The organism is Actinosynnema sp. NPDC059335 (assembly GCF_042752395.1).
In the GTDB taxonomy this organism is placed as follows: domain Bacteria; phylum Actinomycetota; class Actinomycetes; order Mycobacteriales; family Pseudonocardiaceae; genus Actinosynnema.
On record NZ_JBHYXZ010000039.1, the window covers coordinates 37,084 to 60,575 of the forward strand.

The window sequence follows — 23,492 nt, forward strand, 5'->3', positions numbered from 1 at the left end:
ACCCGCCTGGCCATGAGGGTCGTCGTCACGGGTGCCAGCGGCAGCGTGGGGACGGCCCTGCGCCGGGTGCTCGCGGACGCGGGCGACACGGTGGTCGGCATCGCGCGGCGCATCCCGGCCGCTTCACCTGACTGGGTGAGTTGCGACCTGGGCGCGCCGGCCGCCGAGGTGGTGCTGGCGCGGGCGTTCGAGGGTGCGGACGCGGTGGTGCACCTGGCGTGGGCGATCCAACCCACGCCGGGTGAGCCCGACATGCGGCGGACCAACATCACGGGGAGCACGCACGTGCTGCGCGCGGCCGGGCGTGCCGGGGTGCCGCACGTGGTGGTGGCGTCCTCGGTGGCGGCCTACACGCCCACGTCCGGCCCGGTGGACGAAGGCTGGCCGTGCGGCGGGGTGCCGGGCAGCGCGTACAGCAGGCAGAAGGCCGAGCTGGAGCGGCTGCTGATCGGGCGGGACGGCGTGGCGGTGGTGCGGCCCTGCGCGGTCGTGCAGCCCGACGCGGGGGCCGAGGTCGACCGGTGGGTGCTCGGGCCGTTCCTGCCCGGACGGCTGCTGGGGCGGCCGTGGCTGCCGGTGCCGCTGTGGCCGGGGTTGACGGCGCAGGTCGTGCACGCGGAGGACGTGGCGCGGGCGATCCGGGTGATCCTCGCCCACCGGGCGACGGGCCCGTTCAACGTCGCCGCCGACCCGCCGCTGGGCGCGCGCGAGCTGGCGTCGGTGTTCGGCGGGTTCCTGGTGCCGGTGCCGTTCGCGGTGCTGCTGGCGCTGGCGTGGCCGACGTGGCGGGTGGGCGTGCAGCCGGCGCACCCCGGCTGGCTGCGGCTGGCCGCCCACGCGCCCCTGGTGGACTGCACCCGGGTCCGGGCGTTGGGGTGGGAGCCGCGGCACCCGCCCGCGGCGGCGTTGTCGGAGTTCGTGGCGGCGGTCGCCGAGGGACGCGGGACGTGGGGGCCGCTCGCACCGCGCGGCGCCGTGCGGTGGCCCCGTCTCGGGCGGCCGGCGCACCAGAGTCAGGGAGACGTGCGGTGAGCGATGTCGTGGACGCCGTGGTCATCGGGTCCGGCCCGAACGGGCTGGTGGCGGCGAACCTGCTGGCCGACGCCGGGTGGGACGTGCTGGTGCTGGAGGCGGCCGACGAGCCCGGCGGCGCGGTGCGGACGGCGGAGCTGACCGAGCCGGGGTTCCGGCACGACCTGTTCAGCGCGTTCTACCCGCTGGGGGCGGCGTCGCCGGTGATCGCCGGGCTGGGGCTGGAGCGGCACGGGTTGCGGTGGCGGCGGGCCCCGGAGGTGCTGGCGCACGTGCTGCCGGACGACCGGGCCGTGGTGCTGTCGCAGGACGTGGACCGGACCGCCGCGTCGGTGGAGGCGTTCGGGGCGGGCGACGGCGACGCGTGGCGGGCGGAGTTCGCGCGGTGGCTGCGGGTGCGGTCGTCGTTGGTGGAGGCGTTGATGCGGCCGTTCCCGCCGGTGCGGGCCGGTGCGGGGTTGCTGGGCGCGTTGGGGCCGGGCGAGGCGTTGCGGTTCGCGCGGTCGTTCGTGCAGTCGGTGCGGGCGTTCGGGAACGAGCGGTTCGCCGGCGAGGGCGCGTCGCTGCTGATGGCGGGCAACGCGATGCACACCGACCTCGGGCCGGACCAGGCGGGCGGTGCGGCGTTCGGGTGGCTGCTGTCGATGCTGGGGCAGGACGTCGGGTACCCGGTGCCGGAGGGCGGTGCGGGCGCGTTGACGCGGGCGTTGGTGCGGCGGCTCGGCGGGGTCGTGGAGTGCGGGCGGCCGGTCGAGCGGGTGGTGGTGGCCGGTGGGCGCGCGCTCGGGGTGCGTGACGCGGAAGGCGGGTACGTGCGGGCGCGGAAGGCGGTGCTGGCGGACGTGCCGGCGCCGGCGTTGTACCTGGGGTTGGTGGGGGCGGAGCACCTGCCGGCGCGGTTGGTGTCCGACCTGGACGCGTTCGAGTGGGACGACGCGACGGTCAAGGTGGACTGGGCGTTGGACGGGCCCGTGCCGTGGACGGCGGAGGGGGCGCGGTCGGCGGGGACCGTCCACTTGGGAGGGGACTTCAACGGGTTGGCGATGACCAGCACGGAGATCGCGTGCGGTCGGGTGCCGGGGACGCCGTTCGTGATCATGGGGCAGATGACGACGGCCGACCCGACGCGGTCGCCGGCGGGGACGGAGACGGCGTGGGCGTACACGCACGTGCCGCGGGGTGAGCGGTGGCCGGAGGACCGGTTGCAACGGCGTGCGGACGAGGTGGAGGCGTTGGTGGAGCGGCACGCGCCGGGGTTCCGGTCGCTGATCCGGGGGCGGTTCGTGCAGGGGCCGGGTGAGCTGGAGGCGCGCAACCCCAGCCTGGTCGGCGGGTCGATCAACTCGGGCACGGCGGCGATCCACCAGCAGTTGGTGTTCCGGCCCGTGCCGGGTCTGGGGCGTGCGGACACGCCGGTCGACCGCCTGTACCTGACGTCCGGTTCGGCCCACCCCGGCGGCGGCGTGCACGGCGCGGCCGGCGCGAACGCCGCCCGTGCCGCCCTGTCCCGCAACGCCCTGACCGGCGACGCCTACCGCCTCCTCCTCCACACCCTGCACCGCTCCCTCTACTAACCCGCGTGTCCTACGTCCAAAACGCGCGTGTCCTACGTTCAGGACGCGCGTGTCCTACGTCCAGAACAGCCGAGTTGAGCGTTCAGGGCAGGCGGCGTGTTCTGAGCGTTCAACACACGTGTTCCCAACGTAGGACACACGTGTTCCCAACGTAGGACACGCGCGTTCCAGAGGTAGGACACGCGGGGTCAGGGGTTGGGGTTGCGGGCGGCCTGGTCGGCCAGGCGGCGCAGGGTTTCGCGGTTGCGGGGGATCAGGTAGACGGACTGGGCCGGTTCGGGGAGCAGGGAGAGCGGGCCCTTGACGGCCTCCTCCAGCATGGTGACCTCGCAGCCCGTCGGGGTGGGGGCCAGCTCGAACCGGATGCGCGCGGCCCCGAACGGCCACAGGCGCGCTTCCAGCTCCAGCATCCGGGGCGGGTCCACGTCCAGCACCGTGGTCACGTCCTTCACCGCCAACGGCCACGCGCCCACGCTGTGGTGGATGCGGGTGCCGGTGCCCGGCCAGCCCGCGTCGACCTCGCGGATGTGCGCCGCGCCGACCACCCAGCCCGCGTACGACCAGCCGTCGGCCAGCACCGCGAACACCCGCTCCACCGACGTGGGCACCGCCCAGCGCACCTCGATCATGCGCCTCGGATTCCCCGCGCACGCCGGCGGAAACTCCCCGCCGGGGCTACTTGGCGCGCGTGCCCTTGAGCTTGACCAGGTCGGACTCGAACAGGTCCGCGACGACCGCCAACCCGCCCGCCGTCGCCGGGTCCGGCGTCGCGATGAAGGACTTGGTCGCGGACGGCCTGCCCACGAGCGAGAACCGCAGCTGCCCGGTCAGGCCCCGGGTGTCCACCTGATTCGTGTCCTGGAACGCCCGCAGCACGCCGTCACGCGTCAGGTCACGCTCCGCGCACGCCTTCTCCAGCACCGCCGCGAACGCCACGCCGATCACGTACCCGTGGTCCACCGACCCGGTCGGCTCCACGTCCGGGAACTCGCGCGTGAACGCCTCGGCCACCGCCCGCGGCCCCGGCTGGTCCGTGGCGAACGGCGCGATCGGCGACACGACCCGCAGCCGGGCCACCGCGGCCGCCGCCGCGGGCGACTTGAGGATCAACGGGTCGTAACCCACCGCGTTGACCAGGAACGGCACGTCCCAGCCGAGCCGCTCGGCGGTGACGACGGCCGTCGCGGTCTGCTGCGGCGACGTGCTGAGGAACACCGCCTTCGCCCCCGCCGCACGCAGCTCGCCCACCTGCGCGGCCACGTCCGCCGTCTCCGGCACGGCCTTCGCTACGAGGTCCATGCCCCACTGCCCGGCCGCGAACGCGCTGCCCTCCAGGGCGTTGCGGCCGTAGTCGCTGTCGACGTGGACGTGCCCGATCGTGTCGCCCTCGCGGATCAGCCCGGACCGCTTCAGGTGGTCCAGGCCGTTGATCACGTCGAGGTCGTACGTGGTGCCGACGATCATCATGTGCGGGTTGCCGAGCAGGCTCGCCGACCACGACGCGGGCGCGGCGACGGCGCGGGTCTGCATCAGGTCCGGCTCGATGGCCTCGGTCATCGGCGCGCCGGTGACGTCCATGAACCCGAGCACCTGCGGCTCCAGCTCGAAGTACGCGTCCAGCGCCCGGTTCACGTCGTACCCGTGGTCGGCCTGCTTCAGCTCGACCTTGCGCCCGCAGATGCCGCCGCGCTCGTTCAGCTCGCCCAGGAACAGCTCGTAGCCCTTGATCCGGACGAGCGACGTGGCCGAGAACGGTCCGGTCATGTCCGTGAGCACGCCCAGGGAGATGGTGTCGTCGGTGACGCCGGGCCCGGTCTTGACCGGCGTCTCCTCCGCGGCCCCGCACGCGGTCGCGGCCAGCAGGGCGAGCACGGCCGATCCGACGACGAAGTTGCGCACCAACGGGACTCCCACCGCGCTCAGGTTACCGACGGGTAAGGAGTATTGACAGGCATCACCCGGATCGCCTAATCATGTGACATACCGCACGGTCGGTGAGCATTTCGGTCGCACTTCCGCTCCGCGCCGCCGGCGATTGCCACCCGTTCAGATCAACATTCACGACCGATGCGACCCGGGGTGGACCGACGGCCAGCGGGGTGCCCCCGCCGAACGATTCGGGTTCTAATACTGGGGCCGGTCGAGACCCCGCCCGCAACCGGAACCGCCTGGAGAGCGCATGACGCCACCGCGAACCAGCTCCCCCGTCCTGGTGGGTCGGGGCGACGAGCTGGCCGCGGTGCTGGACGCGGTGGCCGCGCAGCCGTCGGTGGTGCTCGTGGCGGGCGAGGCCGGGGTGGGCAAGAGCCGGTTGGTGCGCGAGCTGCTCGGCCGGGCGGAGCTGCGGCCGCTGCGCGTGCTCACCGGGTTCTGCCAGCCGCTGCGCGAGCCGTTCCCGTACGGCGCGGTGCTCGACGCGTTGCGGAACGTGGGCGACTACCTCGGTCGGGCGTCACTGAGCCCTGTGACCGGTGTGTTGCGACCGTTGCTGCCCGAACTCGCCGGGCGCCTGCCCGAGCCGCCCGAGCGCCCGGACGACCCGCGCCACGAACGGCACCACCTGTTCCGCGCGGTGCGCGAGCTGCTGTCCGCCCTCGGCCCGGTGCTGCTGGTGGTCGAGGACCTGCACTGGGCCGACGACGGGTGCCGCCACCTGCTGCGCTTCCTGATGGCCGACCCGCCGCCGAACCTGACCACCCTGGTCACCTACCGCCGTGAGGACGCGCCCGGCGGGATGCCGCTGGGCAGCGCGTACCGGCCGCCCGCCGGGGTGGCGTCGGCGCTGGTCGAGCTGGGCCCGCTGGACGTGGACCAGGTGCACGACCTCACCGCCGCGATCCTCGGCGTGGAGGCGGTGCCCGCCGGGTTCGCCGCCCGCCTGCACGAGCGCACGGCCGGCATCCCGTTCGTGGTCGAGGAGGTGCTGCGGGCCGTGCGCGCCCCGGACTGGCGGCTGCTGGACGCGGTCGGCGTGCCCGCGCTGCTGCGCGACGCGATGGCCGAACGCCTGGCCCGGCTGCCCGCCACGGGCCGGCGCATCGCCCAGGCCGCCGCCGTGCTCGGCGTGCCCGCCACCGAACGGCTCCTCGCGGACGTGGGGGCCGTCGCCCCGGACCGGGCCCGGGCCGCGCTCACCCACGCCCTGCACAGCGGCGTGCTGCACGAGACCGCCGACGTGCGCTACGGCTTCCGGCACTCGCTCGCCCAGCAGGCCGTCTACGACACGCTCACCGGTCCCGAACGGCAACGCCTGCACCTGCGCGCCCTGCACGCCCTCGAACACGCCTCCCCGCGCCCGCACCGGCAGTTGGCCGAGCACAGCCGGCGCGCCGGGCTGGCGGCGGACTGGCTGCGGCACGGCGAGGCCGCCGCCGACCGGGCGCTGGAGGTCGGCGACCCGGCCACCGCCACCCACCTCTACCGGCGGCTGCTGGACGAGGCGTCGCTCACGCCCGCCGACGTGGACCGGCTCGCGGTGAAGCTCGGGCAGGTCGCCCGCGGCGGGCTGGACCAGCGCGACCCCCGTGCCACGCTGGAACGCCTGCTCGACGACCGGCGGCTGTCCACCGCCGCGCGCGGCGAGGTGCGGCTCAACCTCGGGTTCCTGCTGATCCGGCAGTTCGACGGCCCGCGGCACGCCCGGGAGGTCGTCGAGCGCGCCATCGGCGAGCTGGCCGACCGCCCGGACCTGGCGATGCGGGCGCGGGCCGTGCTGGCCCAGCCGTACTTCGGCGGCACGCCGCTGGCCGAGCACCTGCGGTGGCTGCGCGAGGTGGAGGCGTTCATCGGCTCGTGCGCGGACGAGGAGACGCGGTACGCGCTGCTGGCCAACCAGCTCGGCTCGCGGATGTCGATCGGCGACCACACCGTGATGGCGGAGCTGGACCGGCTGCCCGACACGGCGGCGGACGTGACCGTGCGGCGGCACCTGGCGCGGGCGCACTGCAACCTGGCCGACGCGTTCGCCCTGGTCGGGCACTTCGACCTGGCCCGCGACTTCCTCGACCGGGGCCTGCGCCTCACGGTCGGCGCGGGCGTGCCGTTCACCGAGGGCACCGGCCAGTCCACCCGCATCCACCTCGACTGGTACCGCGGGGACTGGGCGACGCTCGCCGACCGGGGCGCGCGGCTGCTGGAGGAGTACCGCGAGATGCTGCCCGTCGCCGGGGAGATCGACCTGGTGCTGGGGTGCCTGGCGGTGGCGCGGGGCGACTGGGCCGCGGCCGAGCGGCACCTGGGTGCGTGCGGGGTGCGGTCGGTGGAGAACGCGATCACGCCGGTGGCGCTGGGCGGGTTCGCCGCGTCGGCGCGGCTGTGGCTGGAACGCGGAGACCCGGCGCGGGCGTGCGCCGAGGCGGACCGCGGGCTGGACCTCGCCCGGCGCAAGGGCGTGTGGGCGTGGCTGGGCGAGCTGGCCCCGGCGGCGGTGGACGCGTTCTGCGCGGCCGGGCGGGTGGCGGACGCGGTCCGGCTGGTGGCGGAGTTCGACGCCGGGCTGGCCGACCGGGACGCGCCGCTCGCGCACGTGGCGCTGAAGACGTGCCGGGCCTCGCTCGCGCTGCGCGAAGGTCGGGACGACGCGGCGGCGCTGCTGGAGGACGCGCGCCGGGCGGCCGACGGGCTGGGGTTGCGGTACTACTCGGCGCGGCTGTCGGAGCGGATCGCGGTGCTGGCGCTGGAGCGCGGTGACGGGACCGCGGCAGCCGCGCTGGGCGAGGTGGCGGCGCGGTTCGACGCGCTGGGCGCGAGCCGGGACGCGGCGCGGTGCCGGCACGCGGTGCGCGGCGCGGGCGTGGCCACGCCGTCACGGCGCGGTCGGCGCGGCTACGGCAACGCGTTGTCGCCGCGCGAGCGGGACGTGGCGCGGCTGGTCGCGCAGGGGCGGACGAACCGCGAGATCGCCGAGGTGCTGTTCCTGTCGCCGCGCACGGTGGAGCAGCACGTGGCGCGGGCGTTGCGCAAGCTCGGCGTGGCGTCGAGGGCCGACCTGGTGGTCTGAGCACGGGAACGCCGCGAGGGTGGCGGGGGTGTCCCGCCGTTCCTCGCGGCGTCGCGTCAGACCGGTACGTCCGCTACAGGTACGAGCGCTGGCCCCACGGCATCGCCGCGGCGAGCTGCGCCCGCCGGCCGATGTCGAGCTTGCGGTAGATGCGGGTGATGTGGAGTTCGACGGCCCGGGTCGACACCGAGAAGTGCTCGGCGATCTGGCGGTTCGTCATCCCCTCCAACATCATCAGGGCGATCCGGTGCTCGTGCGGCGTCAGCGGCTCGCGCGAGCGCGCCTCGGCGCTCTGCCCGTCGCGCGGCCGGACCATGCCCGGCACGCGCTCACCTTCCGGCACACCCAGCAGCACGTGCCACTGGCGTATGCGAACCTCGGCGATCGACTGCGATCGCACGTACGGGTCACCGCGCACCAGGTCCCGGGCCGCGGCGTCGTCGGGCACCTGCACGATCAGCAGCACGCCGGAACCGTCGGCCCACGGGCCGGTTCCGACGAGCACACCCTGCTCGGCGAGCGGACGCCAATATTCCCGGTGCGCGAGATGAATGGATCTCCGCACCTGGCGCGCATCACGAAATGTCAACTCAACGGCGAAAGCCACTGGACTGATCCCCATTTCATTCCGCGGCCGACTTTCGCCACATACTCAACTGGGGCGTTTATTAACTGTCAAGTGAGACACATCACAACAGGGATATGGGAACCCGATGGCCCTCATAGCCGCTTTTCGGAGCAGTGCTCCGCACAGCGGTCGTCGGCGGGCGCGAACACCTCACGGTAGCCGGGTCGGCCGCCCGACGCCCGCGCTTCGACCAGGTCAGTACGGGTGGCGCGGCGAATGGCCGCCGCGTCCAAATGAGACGACGGCCGCCACGACCCCCGCGAACAGGGCCGGGTCGGTCGGCACGCTCCGCCCGGGACCGCCCGGCGCGGCGGTCAAGGGGTTCGGGCTGAACGGTCCACGAACACAGTGGCAGATTTTCACCCGCGCTGGTCCATTCGGGCACGTGCTTTTCGGCATTCCGGACGCGTGTAGGGTGCACGCCCGTGGCAGCGCAACTCCTCCGCCTCGAGCGGGACGCGGCAGGGCTGGCCGTGCTCACGGTCGCCGCGCCCCCGCTGAACCTCTACACCGGCGAGTTGCAGGACCTGCTGGAGGCGGCGGTCGAGGACCTGGAGGAGCGGCCCGCGCGGGCGTTGCTGATCCGCTACGAGGGCAAGGTCGTCAGCGGCGGCGTCGATGTGGCGCTGTTCGCCGCGCGGAAGACGCCCGCGCAGGCCAAGGCCCTGTTCGACCGGATGCTGGACCTGCCGGAGCGGGTGGCCGCGCTGCCGTTCCCGACCGTGTTCGCGGCCCACGGGCTGTGCCTGACCTGGGCGTTCGAGGTCGCGTTGGCGTGCGACGTGGTCCTGGCCGCGCAGCGGGCCAGGTTCGGGCTGGTGGAGAAGGTCATCGGGCTGACCCCGACCATGGGCGGCACGCAGCGGCTGGCCGCGCGGGCGGGCGTGGGGCGGGCCAAGGAGCTGGTGATGACCGGCGAGCGCTACGACGCGGCCACGCTGGAGCGGTGGGGCGTGGTGAACCGGGTGCTGCCCGACGAGGGGTTCGACGACGCGGCGCTGGAGTTCACGCTGGCGCTCGCGGCCGGGCCCACGGTGGCGCACGCGGCCACCAAGCGGGTGCTGGCGCACTTCGAGAGCGGCGGCGTGGCGGAGGCGAACGAGCACGTCGCGGCGATCGCGGCCGAGCTGTTCGACACCGAGGACCTGCGCGGCGCGGTGCGGTCGTTCCTGACCGACGGACCGGGCAAGGCGACGTTCAGCGGTCGCTGACCTTCGCCCGCGCCTCGGGGGTCGGTGGCGGTCGCCCTAGCGGGGGTCGTAGGCGGCGGAGCCGTACCAGGCCAGGGCGGAGCGCAGCTCGACCACGTCCCGGTCGCGGCGCTTGCGGTAGCGCTCGTGCGAGATCGGGTAGACCCGCAGGCCGCCCTGGTGCCGGGTGAAGCTGCCGCGGCCCAGGGTGTCCGGGGTCTTGGCGGCGGGCACCAGCCAGACCACGAGCCACGGGCGGGCGTGGTGGGCCTCGACCTTGACGCGGGCGATGGCGTACCACGGGAGGCGGTGCGAGCGGGCGCCGTTGGACAGCGTGATGCCGTCGGGGCCGACGTCGAGGGTGAGCGGCGAGCGGGCGACGCCGATCAGGAGCCGGACGCCGGCCAGCGCGAACGCCAGGAACGCGACGAACGCGGCCAGCCGCACCGCGCCCGGCGCGCCCGACGCCGAGTCCGCGACGGAGGCGGTGACGAGGGCGGCCACCACGTTCGCGCCGGCCCAGCTCAGGCCGACCGCGCGGGAGGTCTTGAAGCGGACGCCGGTGGGGCGGACGTCCTTGCGGTCGGGTTCGGCCGGGACCGGGTGGCGCGCGACCGCCGGGAGGTTCGTCGCCGCGGGGGCGACGAGGGTCGGCGGCTTGGGCGGCGGGTCGTCCACCAGCACGCGGGTCGGCGGCTTGGCGGGCAGCTTGCTCAGCTCGGTGTGCCGTTGCTCGACCATGGTCCGCACGCGCGGCGGCAGCCAGGACGGTTCGGCCGACGGCGGGCCGATCACCTCCAGCAGGCGCGCGGGCGTGGGGCGGTGCTCCGGTTCGCGGACCAGGCACGGCACGATCAGCGGCACCAGGCCCGGCGGCACGCGGGACAGGTCGGGCTCCTGGTGGACCACGCGGTAGACCAGCGCGGACGTGGCGCCCTCGCCGAACGGCCCGCCGCCGGTCGCGGCGTAGACCAGCACCGAGCCGAGCGCGAACACGTCGCTCTGGGCGGTGATCCGCCGGCCGACGACCTGCTCGGGCGAGAGGTAGCCGGGGGTGCCGAACACGATGCCGGCCTCGGTGAGCGCGGAGTGCTCCAGGGCGCGGGCGATGCCGAAGTCGATCACGCGGGGGCCGTCGTCGGCCAGCAGGACGTTCGACGGCTTGAGGTCGCGGTGGACCAGTCCCGCGCCGTGGATCGCGACCAGGGCCTCGGCCAGGCCGCCGGCGAGGCGGCGCACGGCGCGTTCGGGCAGCGGCCCGTGGTCCTGGACGGCCTGCTGGAGGCTCGGGCCGGGGATGTACTCGGTGGCCATCCACGGCCGGTCGGCGTCCGGGTCGGCGTCCACGACGGTGGCGGTCCAGAAGCCGCCGACCGCGCGTGCCATCTCGACCTCGCGGCGGAAGCGCTCGCGGAACTGCGGGTTGTCGGCCAGCTCGGCCCGCGCGACCTTGACCGCGATCGGCCGCCCGCCGCGTGACCGCGCCAGGTAGACCGACCCCATCGCGCCGCGGCCGAGGGCGGCGAGCAGCGTGTAGTCGCCGATCCGCGACGGGGCGTTCGGGGGCAGTGGCTGCACGACACCCACACTAGAGGGGCCGGCCGCCCCGGTCGGCCCGGACGGCGGGGTTCGCGGCGCAGGCCACAACCGCGCAACCTCGGGCGGGGTCGTGCAGTCGAGGGTGTCTCGGGACCGGGTCGGGCGTCCTGAGCGTTGAACTCAGGGGTCCTGGACGTACGACTCACGCGTTCTGGACGTAGGACACACGCGTTCTGAACGTAGGACACGCGGGTTCTGAGGGTAGGACACGGGTGTTCTGGAGGTTGGACACGCGGGTTTGGCGGGTGGGCTCACGTGGTGGTGAGGGTGAGGAGGGTTCGGGTTCGGGATTGCCAGGAGTGGGGTTGGACGGAGGTGCGCAGCGCCCGGGGCGGGAGCAGGGGGCCGTCGGACAGGGTCCGGCGCAGGGCGTCGACGAACTCGGCGTGCGAGCGGGCGGCGCGGACGCGGTCGGTGTAGTGGGCCAGCTCGGCGAAGTCCGTGCTGACGACCGGAAGGCCCAGCGCCAGGTACTCCTTCAGCTTGATCGGGTTGGACCGCTTGATCCAGTCGTTGTCCTGCCACGGCATGATCGCCACGTCGAACGCCGAGCCGTAGGCCGGGATCAGGTCGTACGGGCGGAAGCCCAGCCAGTGCACGTTGGGGTACTTGTCGAAGCGCTCCATGGGGTGCGTCGCGTCGCCGATCAGCACCAGGGACGCGTCCGGCAGCTCGGCGGCGACGCGTTCCAGCAGGTCGAAGTCGACCACGAAGTCGTCCAGCGCGCCGAAGAAGCCGATCCGGGGGCCGGGGACGGCGCGGACGTCGTCCGGCCACTCGTGCTGCGGCCGCGCGGTGAAGTGGTCGACGTCCACGCCGTGGTCGAGGAAGTAGGCGCGGGAACCGGTGCGCGCCCGCTCCTCCTCCATCAACGCGTGGCTGACGTACACCACGTGGTCGGCGTGGTCCAGGAGCTGGTTCTCCAGCGCCTCGATGGACGCGCGGTCGGCCTCGGGGAAGTCGGAGTGCCGGTCGGAGCGGTTGAACACCAGGCGGTGCCGGCGCATCGGCGCGACGACGTCCCACGCGGTCGGGATGGTGACCATGATCACCGGCGTGCGCAGGCCCAGCGCCAGGGCCACCGCGCGCACCTGGACCCGGACGAGCACGGCGTTGACCTTGCGCAGCAGCGGCGAGCCGTAGAACGGCAGCGGCAACGGCGACATCACGTAGAAGTCCGGCAGCGGCCGGCGCACGAACTTGGCCACGCTGCGCAGCTTGCGCAGGATCCGCCGGGACACGTGCGTGCTGTTGCCCCGGGTGGGCATCCGCATGCCGATGCTGTTGACCACCAGCACCCGGCGGTGCGCGGCCATCGACCGCATGAGCTGGAAGTCCGAGTGCGCCCGGTTGTGGTACCACCAGTCCTGCGCGGAGAAGCACACCCAGCCGGGCTCCGCGCCCGCGCCGGGCCGCTGCGGCCACCGCCGCCAGCGCAGCAGGTCGCCGACGGCACGGCGGTGCTTGGCCCCGCGCGGCAGGCGCAGCAGCTCGTTCAGCAGCACGGCCCACCACATCGCGAACGCCGCCCACCGACCGTTGCGCTCGCGCACCATCCGCACCCGGTTCGTGGTGGCCATCGACCACAGCACCGGCGACGTCGACTGCTCGCCGCCGAGGTGCACGGCCCGCGCGCGCGGCTCGTAGCGCACGGCGTGCCCGCGCCGGCCCGCGCGCAGCATGTACTCGGTCTCCTCCGAGTACAGGAAGTACCGCTCCTCCAGCACGCCCGTCGCCTCGCGCGCCTCGCGGGAGATCAGCCACGCCGCGCCGGTCGCCCAGTCCGCCGTCCCGGCCGTCTCGTACCGGATCGGGTCGACCACCAGCTCGCCGAGGGCGGCGGACCGGCCCGCGCGCGGGCCGCCGAGGATCGCCTCCCCCAACGCGCGCAACGGGTTCGGCGCGCGGCGCAAGGACAGCTGCGGCGCGCCGTCGGGACCGGTCAGCCGGGGCACGGCGATGCCGGTGCCGGGCAGGGACAGCGCGGCGCGCAGCAGCGCGACGGCGTCCGGGTCGAGCCGGACGTCGGGGTTGAGCACCAGCACGTCGCAGTCGGGCGCGGCGGCGAACCCGGCGTTGACGCCCGCCGCGAACCCGTCGTTGGCGGTCCGCGCCACGACCTGCGCGTGCGGGGCGACGCGGGCGACGATCGCCACCGTGTCGTCGGTGGAGGCGTTGTCCACGACCACGACCCGGCTGTCCGGGATGGACGCCAGGGCCGCGTCCACGGACCTGAGGCAGTCCTCGACGACCTCCGCGCTCTGGTAGGTCACGACGACGACGGCAAGCGGCACTTCTACTCCCCGATCCGGGCGCCGGCGGTGGTCTGGTCGCCGGCGGTCCCGGCGGTGGTGCGGCGGAGGCGGGTGCGCAGCGCGCCCCCGAGCAGGCGGAAGGCGAACGGCAGGTCGTCGCGCAGGTAGCGCTTGGCCAGGCGGCGCGGTTCGAGGGCGAGGCGGTGCAGCCACTCCGCGCCCATCTTCTGCACCACGCCCGAGGCCCGCTTGAACTCGCCCGCGGCCATCGGGATGCCCGCGCCGCAGCCCAGGAACCACGCCCGCGGCAGCTCCGCGCGCAGCAGCCGGATCAGGCGTTCCTGCTTGGGGAAGCCGAGCCCGACCAGCACCAGGTCCGGCTCGGCCCGCACCACCCTGGCCACCGTCGCGGCGGTCGCCCCCGGATCGGCGTCGAAGCCGAACGGCGGCGAGTCCGTGCCCGCGACCCGCAACCCCGGGTACCGGCCGGCCAGCACCTCGGCGGCCTTCTCCGGCACGCCCGGCTCGCCGCCGAGCAGGTACACCGAGCGGCCCTCGCGGGCGGCGGCCCCGGCCAGGGTGAACACGAGCGACGACCCGGTGACCCGTTCCGGCACGGGCACGCCCGCGAGCCGGCCCGCCCACACCACCGGCATGCCGTCGGCCACGACGAGTTCCGACTCGGCGATCAGCGCGGCCAGCTCGGGGCGACGGGTGGCGGCGCGCACGATGTCCACGTTGGCCGTGACGATCGCGCCGCCCTCGGCCCGCCGCCACGCGGCGGCGACGTGATCGGCGACACCGGACTCGCGGACGGACCACACGTCGACTGCGCCCACGCGGACGCGGGGCTGCGGGAGTTCCGGCATACCCGCGTCATCGGGTTCGGCGTGGTCCCCGTTACGACGGGGCCCGCACCGGTAACGGTCACCGCACGTGACCGATAACGGGGGCATGTACGTAGCGTCCGTCCGGCCGAGCGAGCGGGTCAGGGGCAAGGTGCCGGGCACGGTGGTCGCGCTCGGCGCGGTGAGCCTGCTGACCGACGTCTCGGCCGAGATGGTCACCGCGTTCATGCCGGTCTACCTGCTGTTCACGCTCAACATGGGCTACGCCCAGTTCGGCGTCCTGGACGGCCTCTACACGGGCGCGACGGCCGTGCTGCGGCTCGTCGGCGGGCACGTCTCCGACCGCACGCACCGGCACAAGGCGATCGCGGCGGTCGGTTACGGGCTGTCGGCGGTGACGAAGCTCATCTTCCCGGTCGTGGGCGCGTCGGCGTTCGGCATCGGCGCGGCCATGGCGGCCGACCGCGCGGGCAAGGGCCTGCGCACCGCGCCGCGGGACGCGTTGATCTCGCTGGCCACGCCGCCGGACCGGCTCGGCGCGGCGTTCGGGTTGCACCGCAGCATGGACACCGTCGGCGCGCTCCTCGGGCCGCTGGTGACGTTCCTGCTGCTGTACGGCATCGGCACGGTCGCGGGTCCGGTGTTCGTGGTGAGCGCGTGCTTCGCCGCGGTGGGGCTGATCGTGCTGGTGGCGTTCGTGCGGGAGAACCCGCGCCCGGTGCTCGCCGGGCCGCGCCCGTCGGTGCGGGCGGGCCTCGCGCTGCTGCGGGAGGCGGGCTACCGGCGGCTGGCGGTCGCGGCGGCCGTGCTCGGCCTCGCAACGCTCTCGGACGCGTTCGTGTTCATCCTGGTGCAGGACGCGACCGACGCGCCGCTGCACCTGCTGCCGCTGCTGCCGCTGGGCACGGCCCTGGTGTTCCTCGTGGCCGCCGCGCCGGTCGGGCGGTTGGCGGACCGGGTCGGCCGGTGGCCGGTGTTCCTCGGCGGGCACGTGCTGTTGTTGGCGGTGTACGTGCTGCTGCTCGCACCCGGCACCGGCTACCTCGGCGTCGGCGCGGCACTGCTGCTGCACGGCCTGTTCTACGCCGCCACGGACGGCGTGCTGTCCGCGCGGGTGAGCGGTCTCGTGCCCGAGTCGCTGCGCGCGTCGGGGCTCGCGGTGGTGCAGACCGGGCAGGCGTTGGCGCGGCTGGTGTCGTCCGTGGCGTTCGGCTTCCTGCTCCAGTTCGCCGCGTTCGGCGCCGCGGTGTGGGCGGCGATCGGGTCGCTGGCGGTGGCGGTCGTGGTGGCCTGGCGGCTCAACGCTCAGCGGCCGTAGTACCGCTTCCTGGCCTTCAGCGCGAACCGGGCGACCAACACCGTCGCGGCGACCACGAACCCGACGTAGATCACCAGGCGGAGGGCGAGCTTCTCCGGCCGCACGTCCAGCAGGGCCCACCACATCAGGACGCCCAGGCCCGCGCCGGTCAGGAGCGTGACCAGCACCGGGTGGCGGCCCGACCAGCGGTCGAGGCCGATGGCCCGACGCCGCGACCGCTCCGTCGGGAAGCTGCCGGGATCGGCGTCCTCGGCGAAGTCGATGTCCTTGTCGGAGTCGAAGCGCATGGCACTCCCCCGGGAGGTCGGTTCCGGTCCTCCCGGGAGGTGCCCCTCAGCCCCGCTCGCTACACGCGGTCAGAGCAGGCCGATCGCCCCGTGCGCCGCGGCACGGCCGTGGGTCGTGTCGCCCGCGTAGCTCGCCGTGTAGCCCCGGAGCAGGGTGGAGAGCCCCACCAGCAGCGGCACGTTCGCGTCGCACTGCGCCTTGCCCTGGGCGTTCGTGGTCGCGGTGCACAGCGGGTGGCCCTTGATCGTGCGGAAAGCGATCGCCTTGCCCGCCACCGGCCGGCCCGTGTGCGACTCGGTGAGCGTGGCGTCCAGACCCCGCGCGGTGAAGCCGAGCAGGCGCAGCTGGAGCTGCCCGTACCCGGCCACGAGCCTGGTCGGCGCGGGCGGGACGGCGTGGATCGCGAGGCCCACCGGGTTCGCCCCCACCGGGACCGAGCCCACGACCGCCAGGCTCGCGGTGTCCACGATGGACACCGTGCCGCTGTTGTAGTTCGTCACGTACGCCTTCGCGCCGTCCGGGGTGAGCGCGACGCCGATCGGCCTGCTGCCGACCGGGATCTGCGCCACCGGCGTCAACGCGACGAGGTCCACCACGGACAGGCTGTGGGCCTCGCTGTTGGTCACGTACGCCCGCGCGCCGTCGGGCGAGATCGCCACGCCGTGCGGGATGAAGCTCACCGGCACCGTGCCGAGCACGGCGTTGGACCCGGTGTCCACCACGGCCACGTTGTTGGAGAACTTGTTGACGACCACGAGCTTCGCGCCGTCCGGCGTCACCGCCACTGCGGTCGGGGTGCTGCCGGTCGGGATGTCGGCGATCTCGGTGTTCGTCGCGGTGTCCACCACGGACACCGTGCCCGGACCCACGACGTCGTGCGCCACGTACAGCCGCGTGCCGTCCGGGGTGATCGCGATGCCGTCCGCGTTCGCGCCCACCGGGATCGTCTCGGTGGTCGTCAGCGTGGCCGCGTCCACCACGGAGACGGTGCCCGCCGCGTAGTTGGACACGTACACGTGCCCGCCGGAGGGCGACACCACGACACCGGCCGGCCCGTCGCCGACCGGCACCGCCGCGTCCACGGTGTTGGTCGGCGTGTCGATGACGGTCAGCGTGTCGTCGCGCACGTTCGTGACGTACCCGCGCGTGCCGTCGAACGCGACGCCGACGCCGTACGGCGAGTCGCCGGCCGAGTCGACGAGCGTCGTGGTGACCGCGTTCGTGGCGGTGTCCAGCACCGACACCCCGCCGCCGTTGTTGGCGACGTACCCGAGCACGCGGACCGGGTCCTGCGCCGCCGCCGTGCCGGGCGGCACGAGCAGCAGCGCCGCTCCCAACGCGACCACGCCGCACGTGGCCGGCGCCTTGCGAAATCGTCCGAGCAGCACTATCGACCTCCAGGGGTTGGGGTCCCGCAGTGCTCCAATCGGCGGGGACCACTGCGCCGTTAGCGGGTCAGAATCGGTACACGTGCACCCCGTACGGCCCGAAGTCGTCCACGATCCGCCCGTCCACGATCGGCACGGTCCGGTCCTCGCCCACCACCGTGGCGGTGCCCGACGACGCCGGCACGGTCAGGGTGACGCGGGCGGCGCGGCTGCGCGGGTCGTCCTTGGTGCCGTCGGTCTGGGCCAGCACCCACCGCTCGTCGCCGACCCGCTTGTGCAGCACGGCCACCGGGATGCCGTTGTCGCTCCCGGCCGTCACGCCGGGCAGGTTGGGCGCGTTGAGCACCGGGGCGAGCGACTTCAGCCGCGCGTTGACGGCGGCGACCCGGGCGGTGATCTCCGGCCGCGTCAGCACGCTGGAGTACTCGCCGGTGCCGTCGGTGTAGAAGCTGTGCGCGAAGTAGTTGATGCCGGTCGCGCCGTGCAGGACGGTGTTCCACACGGCCGATTCGAGCTGGTCGGGTTGGATGATCTCGCCGCGGTCGTGCGGGTGCCCGGTCTCCACGAACCCGTACAGCGGCTTGTCCGGGCCGCACCACTTGCGCATGGTGTCGATGACCTGCCCGTAGCTGTACGCGCCGACGGTGTGGTTGCGGTCGGGGTGCGTCCAGCCGTAGTAGTCGGCCGACGCGATGTCCGCGGCCGAGCAGTACGTGCGCATGTCCTCTTCGTAGGACTTCTCGATGTAGCCGTAGCCGACCTCGCCGGTCGGGGTGCCCATCCACGGGCTGAAGTTGAGGTAGGTCGGCCGGGTCGGGTCCTGGGCGCGCACCGCGTCGGCGGCCTTCACGATCGCCGACGGCTGCATGTCGGGGTGGAACACGTCGCCGTAGACCTTGGTCATGTCCGGTTCGTCCGCGATCAGGTAGCCGACGTAGTTGCGGGCGTGCGCGGTGTCGGCCAGGACGTCGTCCACGCGGGTGCCGTCCACGTACACCCGCCAGTCGGTCTCGTGCAGGCCCTCCTGCCGGAGGTGCCACCACTCGTCCTCCCACAGCCCGATCCCGAAGTCGATGCCGATCTTCGGGAAGGCGCGGCCGAGCTTCTCGCCGTTCTCGACGCCGGACGGGTCCTGCATCCACACGTTGATCGGGAACACGGCCGGGTCGCCGGCGGGGTTCGGCCCGTTGGACCACTTGCGGTAGTAGTCGACGGACGGCCCCGGGGGCACGGCGGCCGGCGGTTCGGGCTGCCGCACCGGCTCGGCGGCGCACCCGGCCAGCGCCAGGGCCAGGGCGAAGCCGGAGGTCAGCGCCGCCGCGGTGCCCCGCCTCACCTCGGGGTCCGGACGCGGCCGCGCGCGGCCAGCACCTGCTTCGCCTTCTCGAAGCCGCCCGGTCCGAGCAGCCGCAGCGCCGCGTTCTTGGCCAGGTACCTCGCCCCGTCGCGGGCCGAGCGCAGCGGTCGCCCGACGAACCGGTCGCGGGCCAGCACGCCGCCCGCCGGTTCGGGCACGTCGTCCAGCGCCGCGCCGAACAGCGGCCGGTAGGGCGCGGGCGAGACCAGCCGGCCGCGTGTGCGGTTGCTCACGTTCCCGCCGTGCACGACCTGGAGCCAGCCCGGCGGCCCGCCCAGCGACACCACCTCGGCGTGCCGGTGCAGGCGGTTGTGCCAGTCGGCCCAGCACGTCACCGGGTCGTCCCAGGTCTCCCGCATGGACGCGAACGCGTTGTCGCGGTCGTGGTGGAAGAACAGCCCGGCCGGGCTCTTGACCAGACCGTTCGCCAGGTACAGGGCGGTGCGGCGGCCGGTCGGGCGCTCGGCCTGGAGCCGGGCCACGAAGTCCGCCGCCAGGCCGTCGTCGTTGTCGAGGTTGGTGGTGATCAGCGCCTCGCCCTTGACCGGGAAGAGGGCGGAGATGTCCTCGATCAGCTCTTCCCGGCCGACCTGCGTGCGGAACACCGGCGTGTACGCGTCGCCGTGCGCCTCGATGCGGTCCTTGAGCCACTGCGGGCTCTCCGGGTCGAAGTAGATGAGCCACCGGAAGTTCGCCGAGGTCTGCGCCGCCACCGACGGCAGGCAGTACCGCTCGAACAACGCGACGCGTTCGGTCAACCAGCCGTCCCGTGCCCGCACGACGCTTTCCGCGCCGACGGACGGCAGGTTGAAACGCGTCAGCACGACGTGGTCCATGGAGCCCCTTCCCGTATGTCCCGTACATCGGGATCGGGGCCGCGCCGTTAACGATCCGCGATCGGACACGATGTGTAGGGCGTGACTGAGCCCCCGGCACGACCAACGGTCGACGTCGTCATCCCCTGCTACAACTACGCGAGGTTCCTCCGCGCCTGCGTGCGGAGCGTGCTCGACCAAACCGGCGTGGACGTGCGGGTGCTGATCATCGACGACACGTCGAGCGACGACACGCCCGAGGTCATGGCCGAGCTGGTGCGCGACCCGCGGGTCGAGGGCCGGCGGCACGAGGTCAACCAGGGCCACATCGCCACCTACAACGAGGGCCTGCTGGAGTGGGCCAAGGCCGACTACACCGTGCTGCTGTCCGCGGACGACCTGCTGGCGCCGGGCGCGCTGGCCCGTGCCGCCGAGGTCTTCGAGGCGCACCCCAACGTCGGCATGGTGTACGGGCGGGTCGTCTACTACACCGCCGACGGAGTCGGTGATCGGACGACAGGTCACGACGACCCGAGACTTCCGCGCGTCGTCACTCCCCCGCCCGGTCGCACGGTGTGGTCCGGTGTGGACTGGATCGAGGCCCGCTGCCGCACCGGGCAGAACGTGCTGTCCTCGCCCGAGGCCGTGGTGCGCACGTCGGTGCAGCAACGGGTCGGCGGCTACCGGCCGGACCTGCCGCACGCCGGCGACCTGGAGATGTGGATGCGCATCGCCGCGGTGTCCGACATCGGGTACGTGCGCGGCAAGCCCGCGGCGTACTACCGGGTGCACCAGCAGAGCATGATGCGCACGCAGTTCTCGTCCCTGTTCGCCGACCTGGAGCAGCGGCAGGCGGTGTTCGAGCGGTTCTTCGCCGAGCACCCCGACCTGCCGCCACGGCTGCGGGCGCTGGCCAACCGGTCGATCGCCAAGGACGCCCTGTGGCGGGCGGTGCGCGCCTACGACCGCGACCGGTTGGCCGAGATCCCGGTGGACGAGCTGGTCGCGTTCGCCCGGCGGGTGTACCCCGACGCCACGCGGTTGCCCGAGTACGGCGCGTTGCGACGCCGCCGGGCGCTGGGGCCGAAGCTGTGCAGCCGCACGCAGGTGTTCGTCGGCAGCCACCTGGTCAAGCGGGGCCGGGGCCTGGTGTCCAAGCAGGTCTGGAAGTGGCGCGGGCAGTGACCGCCGGCCTGGAGCGGAAGGTCACGTCGGCGATCCGCTGGAGCGCGGTCAACAGCCTGGTGCAGCGGTTGGGCCAGGTGGGCGTCGGCATCCTCGTCGCCCGGCTGGTCGCCCCCGAGCAGTTCGGCGTGTTCGCCGTGGCGCTCGTGGTGATGAACATCGTGCTCAGCATCAGCGAGATGGGCGTCAGCGTCGCGCTCGTGCGCACCGACCGGCCGGTCGAGGAGCTGGCGCCCACGGTGACCACGCTGTCCATCGCCTCGGGCACGCTGCTGTGCCTGGTCTGCGTGCTCGGCGCGCCGTGGTTCGCGGAGGCCATGGGCACGCCGCAGGCCACCGGGGTGATCCGGCTCATGTCGGTGTCGCTGGTGGTGGCGGGCGTGTCGGCGGTGCCGGGCGCGCTGCTCCAGCGCGAGTTCCGGCAGAACCACAAGTTCGTCGCCGACACGTCGGCGTTCGTCGTGGGGACCGCCGTGACGGTGGTGCTCGCCCTGCTCGGGTTCGGCGCGTGGAGCCTCGCCTGGTCGCGGATCGCCACCAACCTGGTGTCCGCCGGCGTCATGTTCGCCTACACCGAGCGCTGGTACCGGCCCGGCTTCGACCCGCGGCAGGCGCGCGAGCTGCTCGCGTTCGGCCTGCCGCTGGCCGGGGCGAGCCTGCTCGTGTTCGGCGTGCTCAACGTCGACCAGATCGTCGTCGGCAGCGTGCTCGGCACCGTGCAGCTCGGCTACTACCTGCTCGCGTTCAACCTGGCGAACTGGCCGGTCGCCGCGTTCTCGCAACCGGTGCGCAGCGTCTCACTGGCGGCGTTCTCGCAGGTCAGGGACGATCCGGAGATGTTCGCGCGGACGTTCGCCCGCGCCCTGCGGCTGCTCGCGCTGGCCACCGTGCCCGCCTGCGTGCTGCTCGCCGTGCTCGCGGACCCGCTGGTCCGGGTCGTCTACGGCGAGCGGTGGGCCCCCGCCGCGCAGGCGTTGGCGCTGCTGGTGGCGCTCGGCGCGCTGCGCGTGGCGCTGGAGCTGGGCTACGACTACCTGGCCAGCGCGGGCCGGTCACGGGCCATCTTCGTCATCCACCTCGTCTGGCTCGCGGCGCTGGTGCCGCTGCTGGCGCTGGGCGCGCACGTGGACGGCATCCGCGGCGTGGCGGCGGCGCAGAGCGTGGTCGTGCTCGTGTTCATCGTGCCCGCGTACCTGGTGGCGTTCCGGCCCTACGGGCTGCGGGCGGGTGTCCTGGGTGCGGCGGTGGCACGTCCCCTGCTCGGCGGTCTCGTGATGGTCGCGGTCGCGCTCGGGGTGGAGGAGCTGGTCGAGGCACCGCTGTGGCGGCTCCTGGTGAGCGGCGCGCTCGCGTCGCTGGCCTACGCCGCCGTCGTCTACCCCCTGCGCCACGAGGTGCTGGGCCTGTTGCGGAGGAGTGGCACGTGAAGGTCGTCCGGCAGTTGCGGCGGCGGGCGCACCAGGTCACGCGCATCGTGCGCGAACAGGGTGTGCGCCAGGTGGGCGCCCGCGCGCTCGGTCGGGCGGCGCGGCGGTTCGGCGCGGACGCCGAGGTGTTCCCGGTGCGCCTGGAGGACGTGCGGGCGGCGGACCTCGGCGCGCCGCGGCCGGTGGTGGTGCCGCCGGTGCCCGCCGACGGGCGGCTCACCGTGAACTGGATCAGCACGCCGCCGTCGCCCGGCTCGGGCGGGCACACCACGATGTTCCGGCTCATCGAGCACCTGGAGTCGGTGGGCCACACGTGCCGGCTGTACCTGTACGACGTGTACGGCAGCCGTGCGGTCGACCACGAGCCGGTGATCCGGTCGGCCTACCCGGGGTTCCGCGGCACGGTGCACGACGTGACCGAGGGGATGGCCGACGCCCACGCCGTGTTCGCGACCGCGTGGATGACGGCCTACCCGGCGTTCAACGACCCGTGCGCGGGCCGGCGGTTCTACCTGGTGCAGGACTACGAGCCGTGGTTCTTCCCGGTCGGAGGGCTGTCCGCGCTGGCCGAGAACACCTACCGGATGGGGTTCCACGCGTTCACCGCGGGCCGCTACCTGGCGGACAAGCTGCGCACCGAGGTGGGCATGCCCGCCGACTTCTTCGACTTCGGCTGCGACGTCGGGCGGTACCGCCTGCGGGAGGGCGCGCGGCGGGACGGCGTGGTGTTCTACGCGCGTCGGCTCGCGCCCCGGCGGGCGATCGAGATCGGGTTGCTGGCGCTGGAGGTCTTCGCGGAGCGGCACCCGGACGTCACGATCCACACCTACGGCGAGAAGATCGGCTCGCTCGGGCCGCGGCACGTGGACCACGGCCTGGTCACGCCGGACGCGTTGAACGACATCTACAACCGGTGCTACGCCGGTCTCACGCTGTCGATGACGAACGTGTCGCTGGTGCCGCACGAGATGCTGGCCGCGGGCTGCGTGCCGGTGGTCAACGACGCCGCGCACAACCGGGTCGTGCTGGACAACGAGCACGTCCGGTACGCGCCCCCGACCCCGCACGACCTGGCCCGCGCGTTGTCCGACGTGGTCACCACGCCCGATTTCGACGCGGTCGCGCGGGCCGCGTCCGCCAGCGTGTCCGGCCGGTCCTGGGACGCGGCCGGGCACGAGCTGGAGAAGGTGCTCAGGCGGGAGCTGTCGGCCTGAGCAGGCGGCGCTGCGCCGGCCGTTCGACGAGCCGGTGCAGCAGCCAGGCCGCCACCAGCGAGGCGACGAGGAGCGCGCCGGCGATGCCCACCGCCCCGGCCAGGCCGAGGTCGTGCGGCCTGGCGACCTCGGCGACCCGCATCACCACCTGGTGCACGAGGTAGAACGCGAACGACACCTCGCCCAGGAGCACCGCGGTCCGGTTGCGGAAGGGCGACCGGGCGCCGGTGACGTCGGCGACCGCGACGGCCGGGATGAGCAGGGCGAGCGGGACCACCGTGCCCGCGACGTAGCCGAACGTGCCCGGCAGGTGACCGGAGCCGACGTAGCCGACCACGGCCAGCGCGCCGGCCGGGGCGAGGCCGAGCCCCACCC

The 23,492-nt window shown here is 73.9% G+C and carries 19 protein-coding genes; 8 read left to right on the forward strand and 11 right to left on the reverse strand.

Annotation, left to right across the window (positions count from 1 at the left end):
* Nucleotides 1-12: 12 nt before the first annotated feature.
* Together ACFXGA_RS14865 and ACFXGA_RS14870 are read left to right on the forward strand one after the other, a co-directional pair.
* A complete protein-coding gene (locus ACFXGA_RS14865) occupies nt 13-1,032 on the forward strand; it encodes an NAD-dependent epimerase/dehydratase family protein (protein ID WP_378088009.1) in 1,020 nt (339 codons plus the stop codon).
* Nucleotides 1,029-2,606 (forward strand): phytoene desaturase family protein, encoded by a 1,578-nt coding sequence (locus ACFXGA_RS14870; protein WP_378088011.1) that lies wholly within the window; start codon nt 1,029-1,031, stop codon nt 2,604-2,606. Before ACFXGA_RS14865 ends, ACFXGA_RS14870 begins: the two co-directional genes overlap by 4 nt.
* Before the next feature lie 188 nt (nt 2,607-2,794).
* Here the strand turns inward: ACFXGA_RS14870 and ACFXGA_RS14875 are convergent, their stop codons facing one another.
* Together ACFXGA_RS14875 and ACFXGA_RS14880 are read right to left on the reverse strand one after the other, a co-directional pair.
* On the reverse strand, nt 2,795-3,235 hold the full coding sequence (locus ACFXGA_RS14875; RefSeq protein ID WP_378088013.1) for an SRPBCC family protein: 441 nt from the start codon (nt 3,233-3,235) through the stop codon (nt 2,795-2,797).
* Between the two features lie 46 nt (nt 3,236-3,281).
* A complete protein-coding gene (locus tag ACFXGA_RS14880; RefSeq protein WP_378088015.1) occupies nt 3,282-4,520 on the reverse strand; it encodes an ABC transporter substrate-binding protein in 1,239 nt (412 codons plus the stop codon).
* A 265-nt stretch (nt 4,521-4,785) separates the two neighbouring features.
* Here ACFXGA_RS14880 and ACFXGA_RS14885 point away from each other — a divergent pair, with 265 nt between their 5' ends.
* Nucleotides 4,786-7,605 (forward strand): ATP-binding protein, encoded by a 2,820-nt coding sequence (locus ACFXGA_RS14885; protein ID WP_378088017.1) that lies wholly within the window; start codon nt 4,786-4,788, stop codon nt 7,603-7,605.
* A gap of 73 nt (nt 7,606-7,678) precedes the next feature.
* Here ACFXGA_RS14885 and ACFXGA_RS14890 read toward each other — a convergent pair whose 3' ends face one another.
* A complete protein-coding gene (locus ACFXGA_RS14890) occupies nt 7,679-8,212 on the reverse strand; it encodes a LuxR C-terminal-related transcriptional regulator (RefSeq protein ID WP_378088019.1) in 534 nt (177 codons plus the stop codon).
* 446 nt (nt 8,213-8,658) lie between these two features.
* On the opposite strand from ACFXGA_RS14890, the gene ACFXGA_RS14895 reads away from it, so the two are divergent.
* Nucleotides 8,659-9,444, forward strand: a complete 786-nt coding sequence (locus ACFXGA_RS14895) for an enoyl-CoA hydratase/isomerase family protein (RefSeq protein ID WP_378088021.1) — start codon at nt 8,659-8,661, stop codon at nt 9,442-9,444.
* A gap of 36 nt (nt 9,445-9,480) precedes the next feature.
* Here ACFXGA_RS14895 and ACFXGA_RS14900 read toward each other — a convergent pair whose 3' ends face one another.
* The 3 genes from ACFXGA_RS14900 to ACFXGA_RS14910 form a co-directional block, all read right to left on the reverse strand.
* Nucleotides 9,481-11,001 (reverse strand): serine/threonine-protein kinase, encoded by a 1,521-nt coding sequence (locus ACFXGA_RS14900; protein ID WP_378088023.1) that lies wholly within the window; start codon nt 10,999-11,001, stop codon nt 9,481-9,483.
* A gap of 272 nt (nt 11,002-11,273) precedes the next feature.
* Nucleotides 11,274-13,316: a glycosyltransferase gene (locus ACFXGA_RS14905; protein ID WP_378088025.1), complete on the reverse strand. Its 2,043-nt coding sequence runs from the start codon at nt 13,314-13,316 to the stop codon at nt 11,274-11,276.
* Nucleotides 13,317-13,318: 2 nt separating this feature from the next.
* Nucleotides 13,319-14,146: a WecB/TagA/CpsF family glycosyltransferase gene (locus tag ACFXGA_RS14910; RefSeq protein ID WP_378088027.1), complete on the reverse strand. Its 828-nt coding sequence runs from the start codon at nt 14,144-14,146 to the stop codon at nt 13,319-13,321.
* An 85-nt stretch (nt 14,147-14,231) separates the two neighbouring features.
* On the opposite strand from ACFXGA_RS14910, the gene ACFXGA_RS14915 reads away from it, so the two are divergent.
* Nucleotides 14,232-15,443, forward strand: coding sequence for an MFS transporter (locus tag ACFXGA_RS14915; RefSeq protein ID WP_378088029.1), 1,212 nt, complete (start codon nt 14,232-14,234; stop codon nt 15,441-15,443).
* On the opposite strand, the gene ACFXGA_RS14920 is transcribed toward ACFXGA_RS14915, so the two are convergent.
* From ACFXGA_RS14920 to ACFXGA_RS14935, 4 genes are all read right to left on the reverse strand, one after another.
* Nucleotides 15,431-15,730 carry a hypothetical protein gene (locus tag ACFXGA_RS14920; RefSeq protein ID WP_378088030.1) on the reverse strand — a complete coding sequence of 100 codons (300 nt, stop codon included), beginning with the start codon at nt 15,728-15,730 and terminating at the stop codon, nt 15,431-15,433. The two genes, ACFXGA_RS14915 and ACFXGA_RS14920, sit on opposite strands and share 13 nt — an antisense overlap.
* 69 nt (nt 15,731-15,799) lie before the next feature.
* Nucleotides 15,800-17,077 carry a cytochrome D1 domain-containing protein gene (locus tag ACFXGA_RS14925; protein WP_378088032.1) on the reverse strand — a complete coding sequence of 426 codons (1,278 nt, stop codon included), beginning with the start codon at nt 17,075-17,077 and terminating at the stop codon, nt 15,800-15,802.
* Nucleotides 17,078-17,186: 109 nt separating this feature from the next.
* Nucleotides 17,187-18,455: a hypothetical protein gene (locus tag ACFXGA_RS14930; RefSeq protein WP_378088034.1), complete on the reverse strand. Its 1,269-nt coding sequence runs from the start codon at nt 18,453-18,455 to the stop codon at nt 17,187-17,189.
* Nucleotides 18,452-19,300, reverse strand: a complete 849-nt coding sequence (locus ACFXGA_RS14935) for a glycosyltransferase (RefSeq protein WP_378088036.1) — start codon at nt 19,298-19,300, stop codon at nt 18,452-18,454. The genes ACFXGA_RS14930 and ACFXGA_RS14935 overlap by 4 nt, the downstream gene beginning before the upstream one ends.
* A 93-nt stretch (nt 19,301-19,393) precedes the next feature.
* Between ACFXGA_RS14935 and ACFXGA_RS14940 the strand changes: the two genes are divergently transcribed.
* Genes ACFXGA_RS14940 through ACFXGA_RS14950 form a run of 3 tightly spaced genes read left to right on the forward strand, consistent with a single transcriptional unit; the run spans nt 19,394 to nt 23,117 of the window.
* The gene (locus ACFXGA_RS14940; protein WP_378088038.1) at nt 19,394-20,476 is read left to right on the forward strand and encodes a glycosyltransferase; all 1,083 of its coding nucleotides are present in this window, start codon (nt 19,394-19,396) and stop codon (nt 20,474-20,476) included.
* Nucleotides 20,461-21,903: a lipopolysaccharide biosynthesis protein gene (locus ACFXGA_RS14945; protein ID WP_378088040.1), complete on the forward strand. Its 1,443-nt coding sequence runs from the start codon at nt 20,461-20,463 to the stop codon at nt 21,901-21,903. The genes ACFXGA_RS14940 and ACFXGA_RS14945 overlap by 16 nt, the downstream gene beginning before the upstream one ends.
* Nucleotides 21,900-23,117, forward strand: a complete 1,218-nt coding sequence (locus ACFXGA_RS14950) for a glycosyltransferase family 1 protein (protein ID WP_378088042.1) — start codon at nt 21,900-21,902, stop codon at nt 23,115-23,117. The genes ACFXGA_RS14945 and ACFXGA_RS14950 overlap by 4 nt, the downstream gene beginning before the upstream one ends.
* Here ACFXGA_RS14950 and ACFXGA_RS14955 read toward each other — a convergent pair.
* Nucleotides 23,095-23,492 (reverse strand): acyltransferase family protein (locus ACFXGA_RS14955; RefSeq protein ID WP_378088044.1); only part of this gene is annotated, 398 nt, incomplete at its 5' end. The genes ACFXGA_RS14950 and ACFXGA_RS14955 overlap by 23 nt on opposite strands.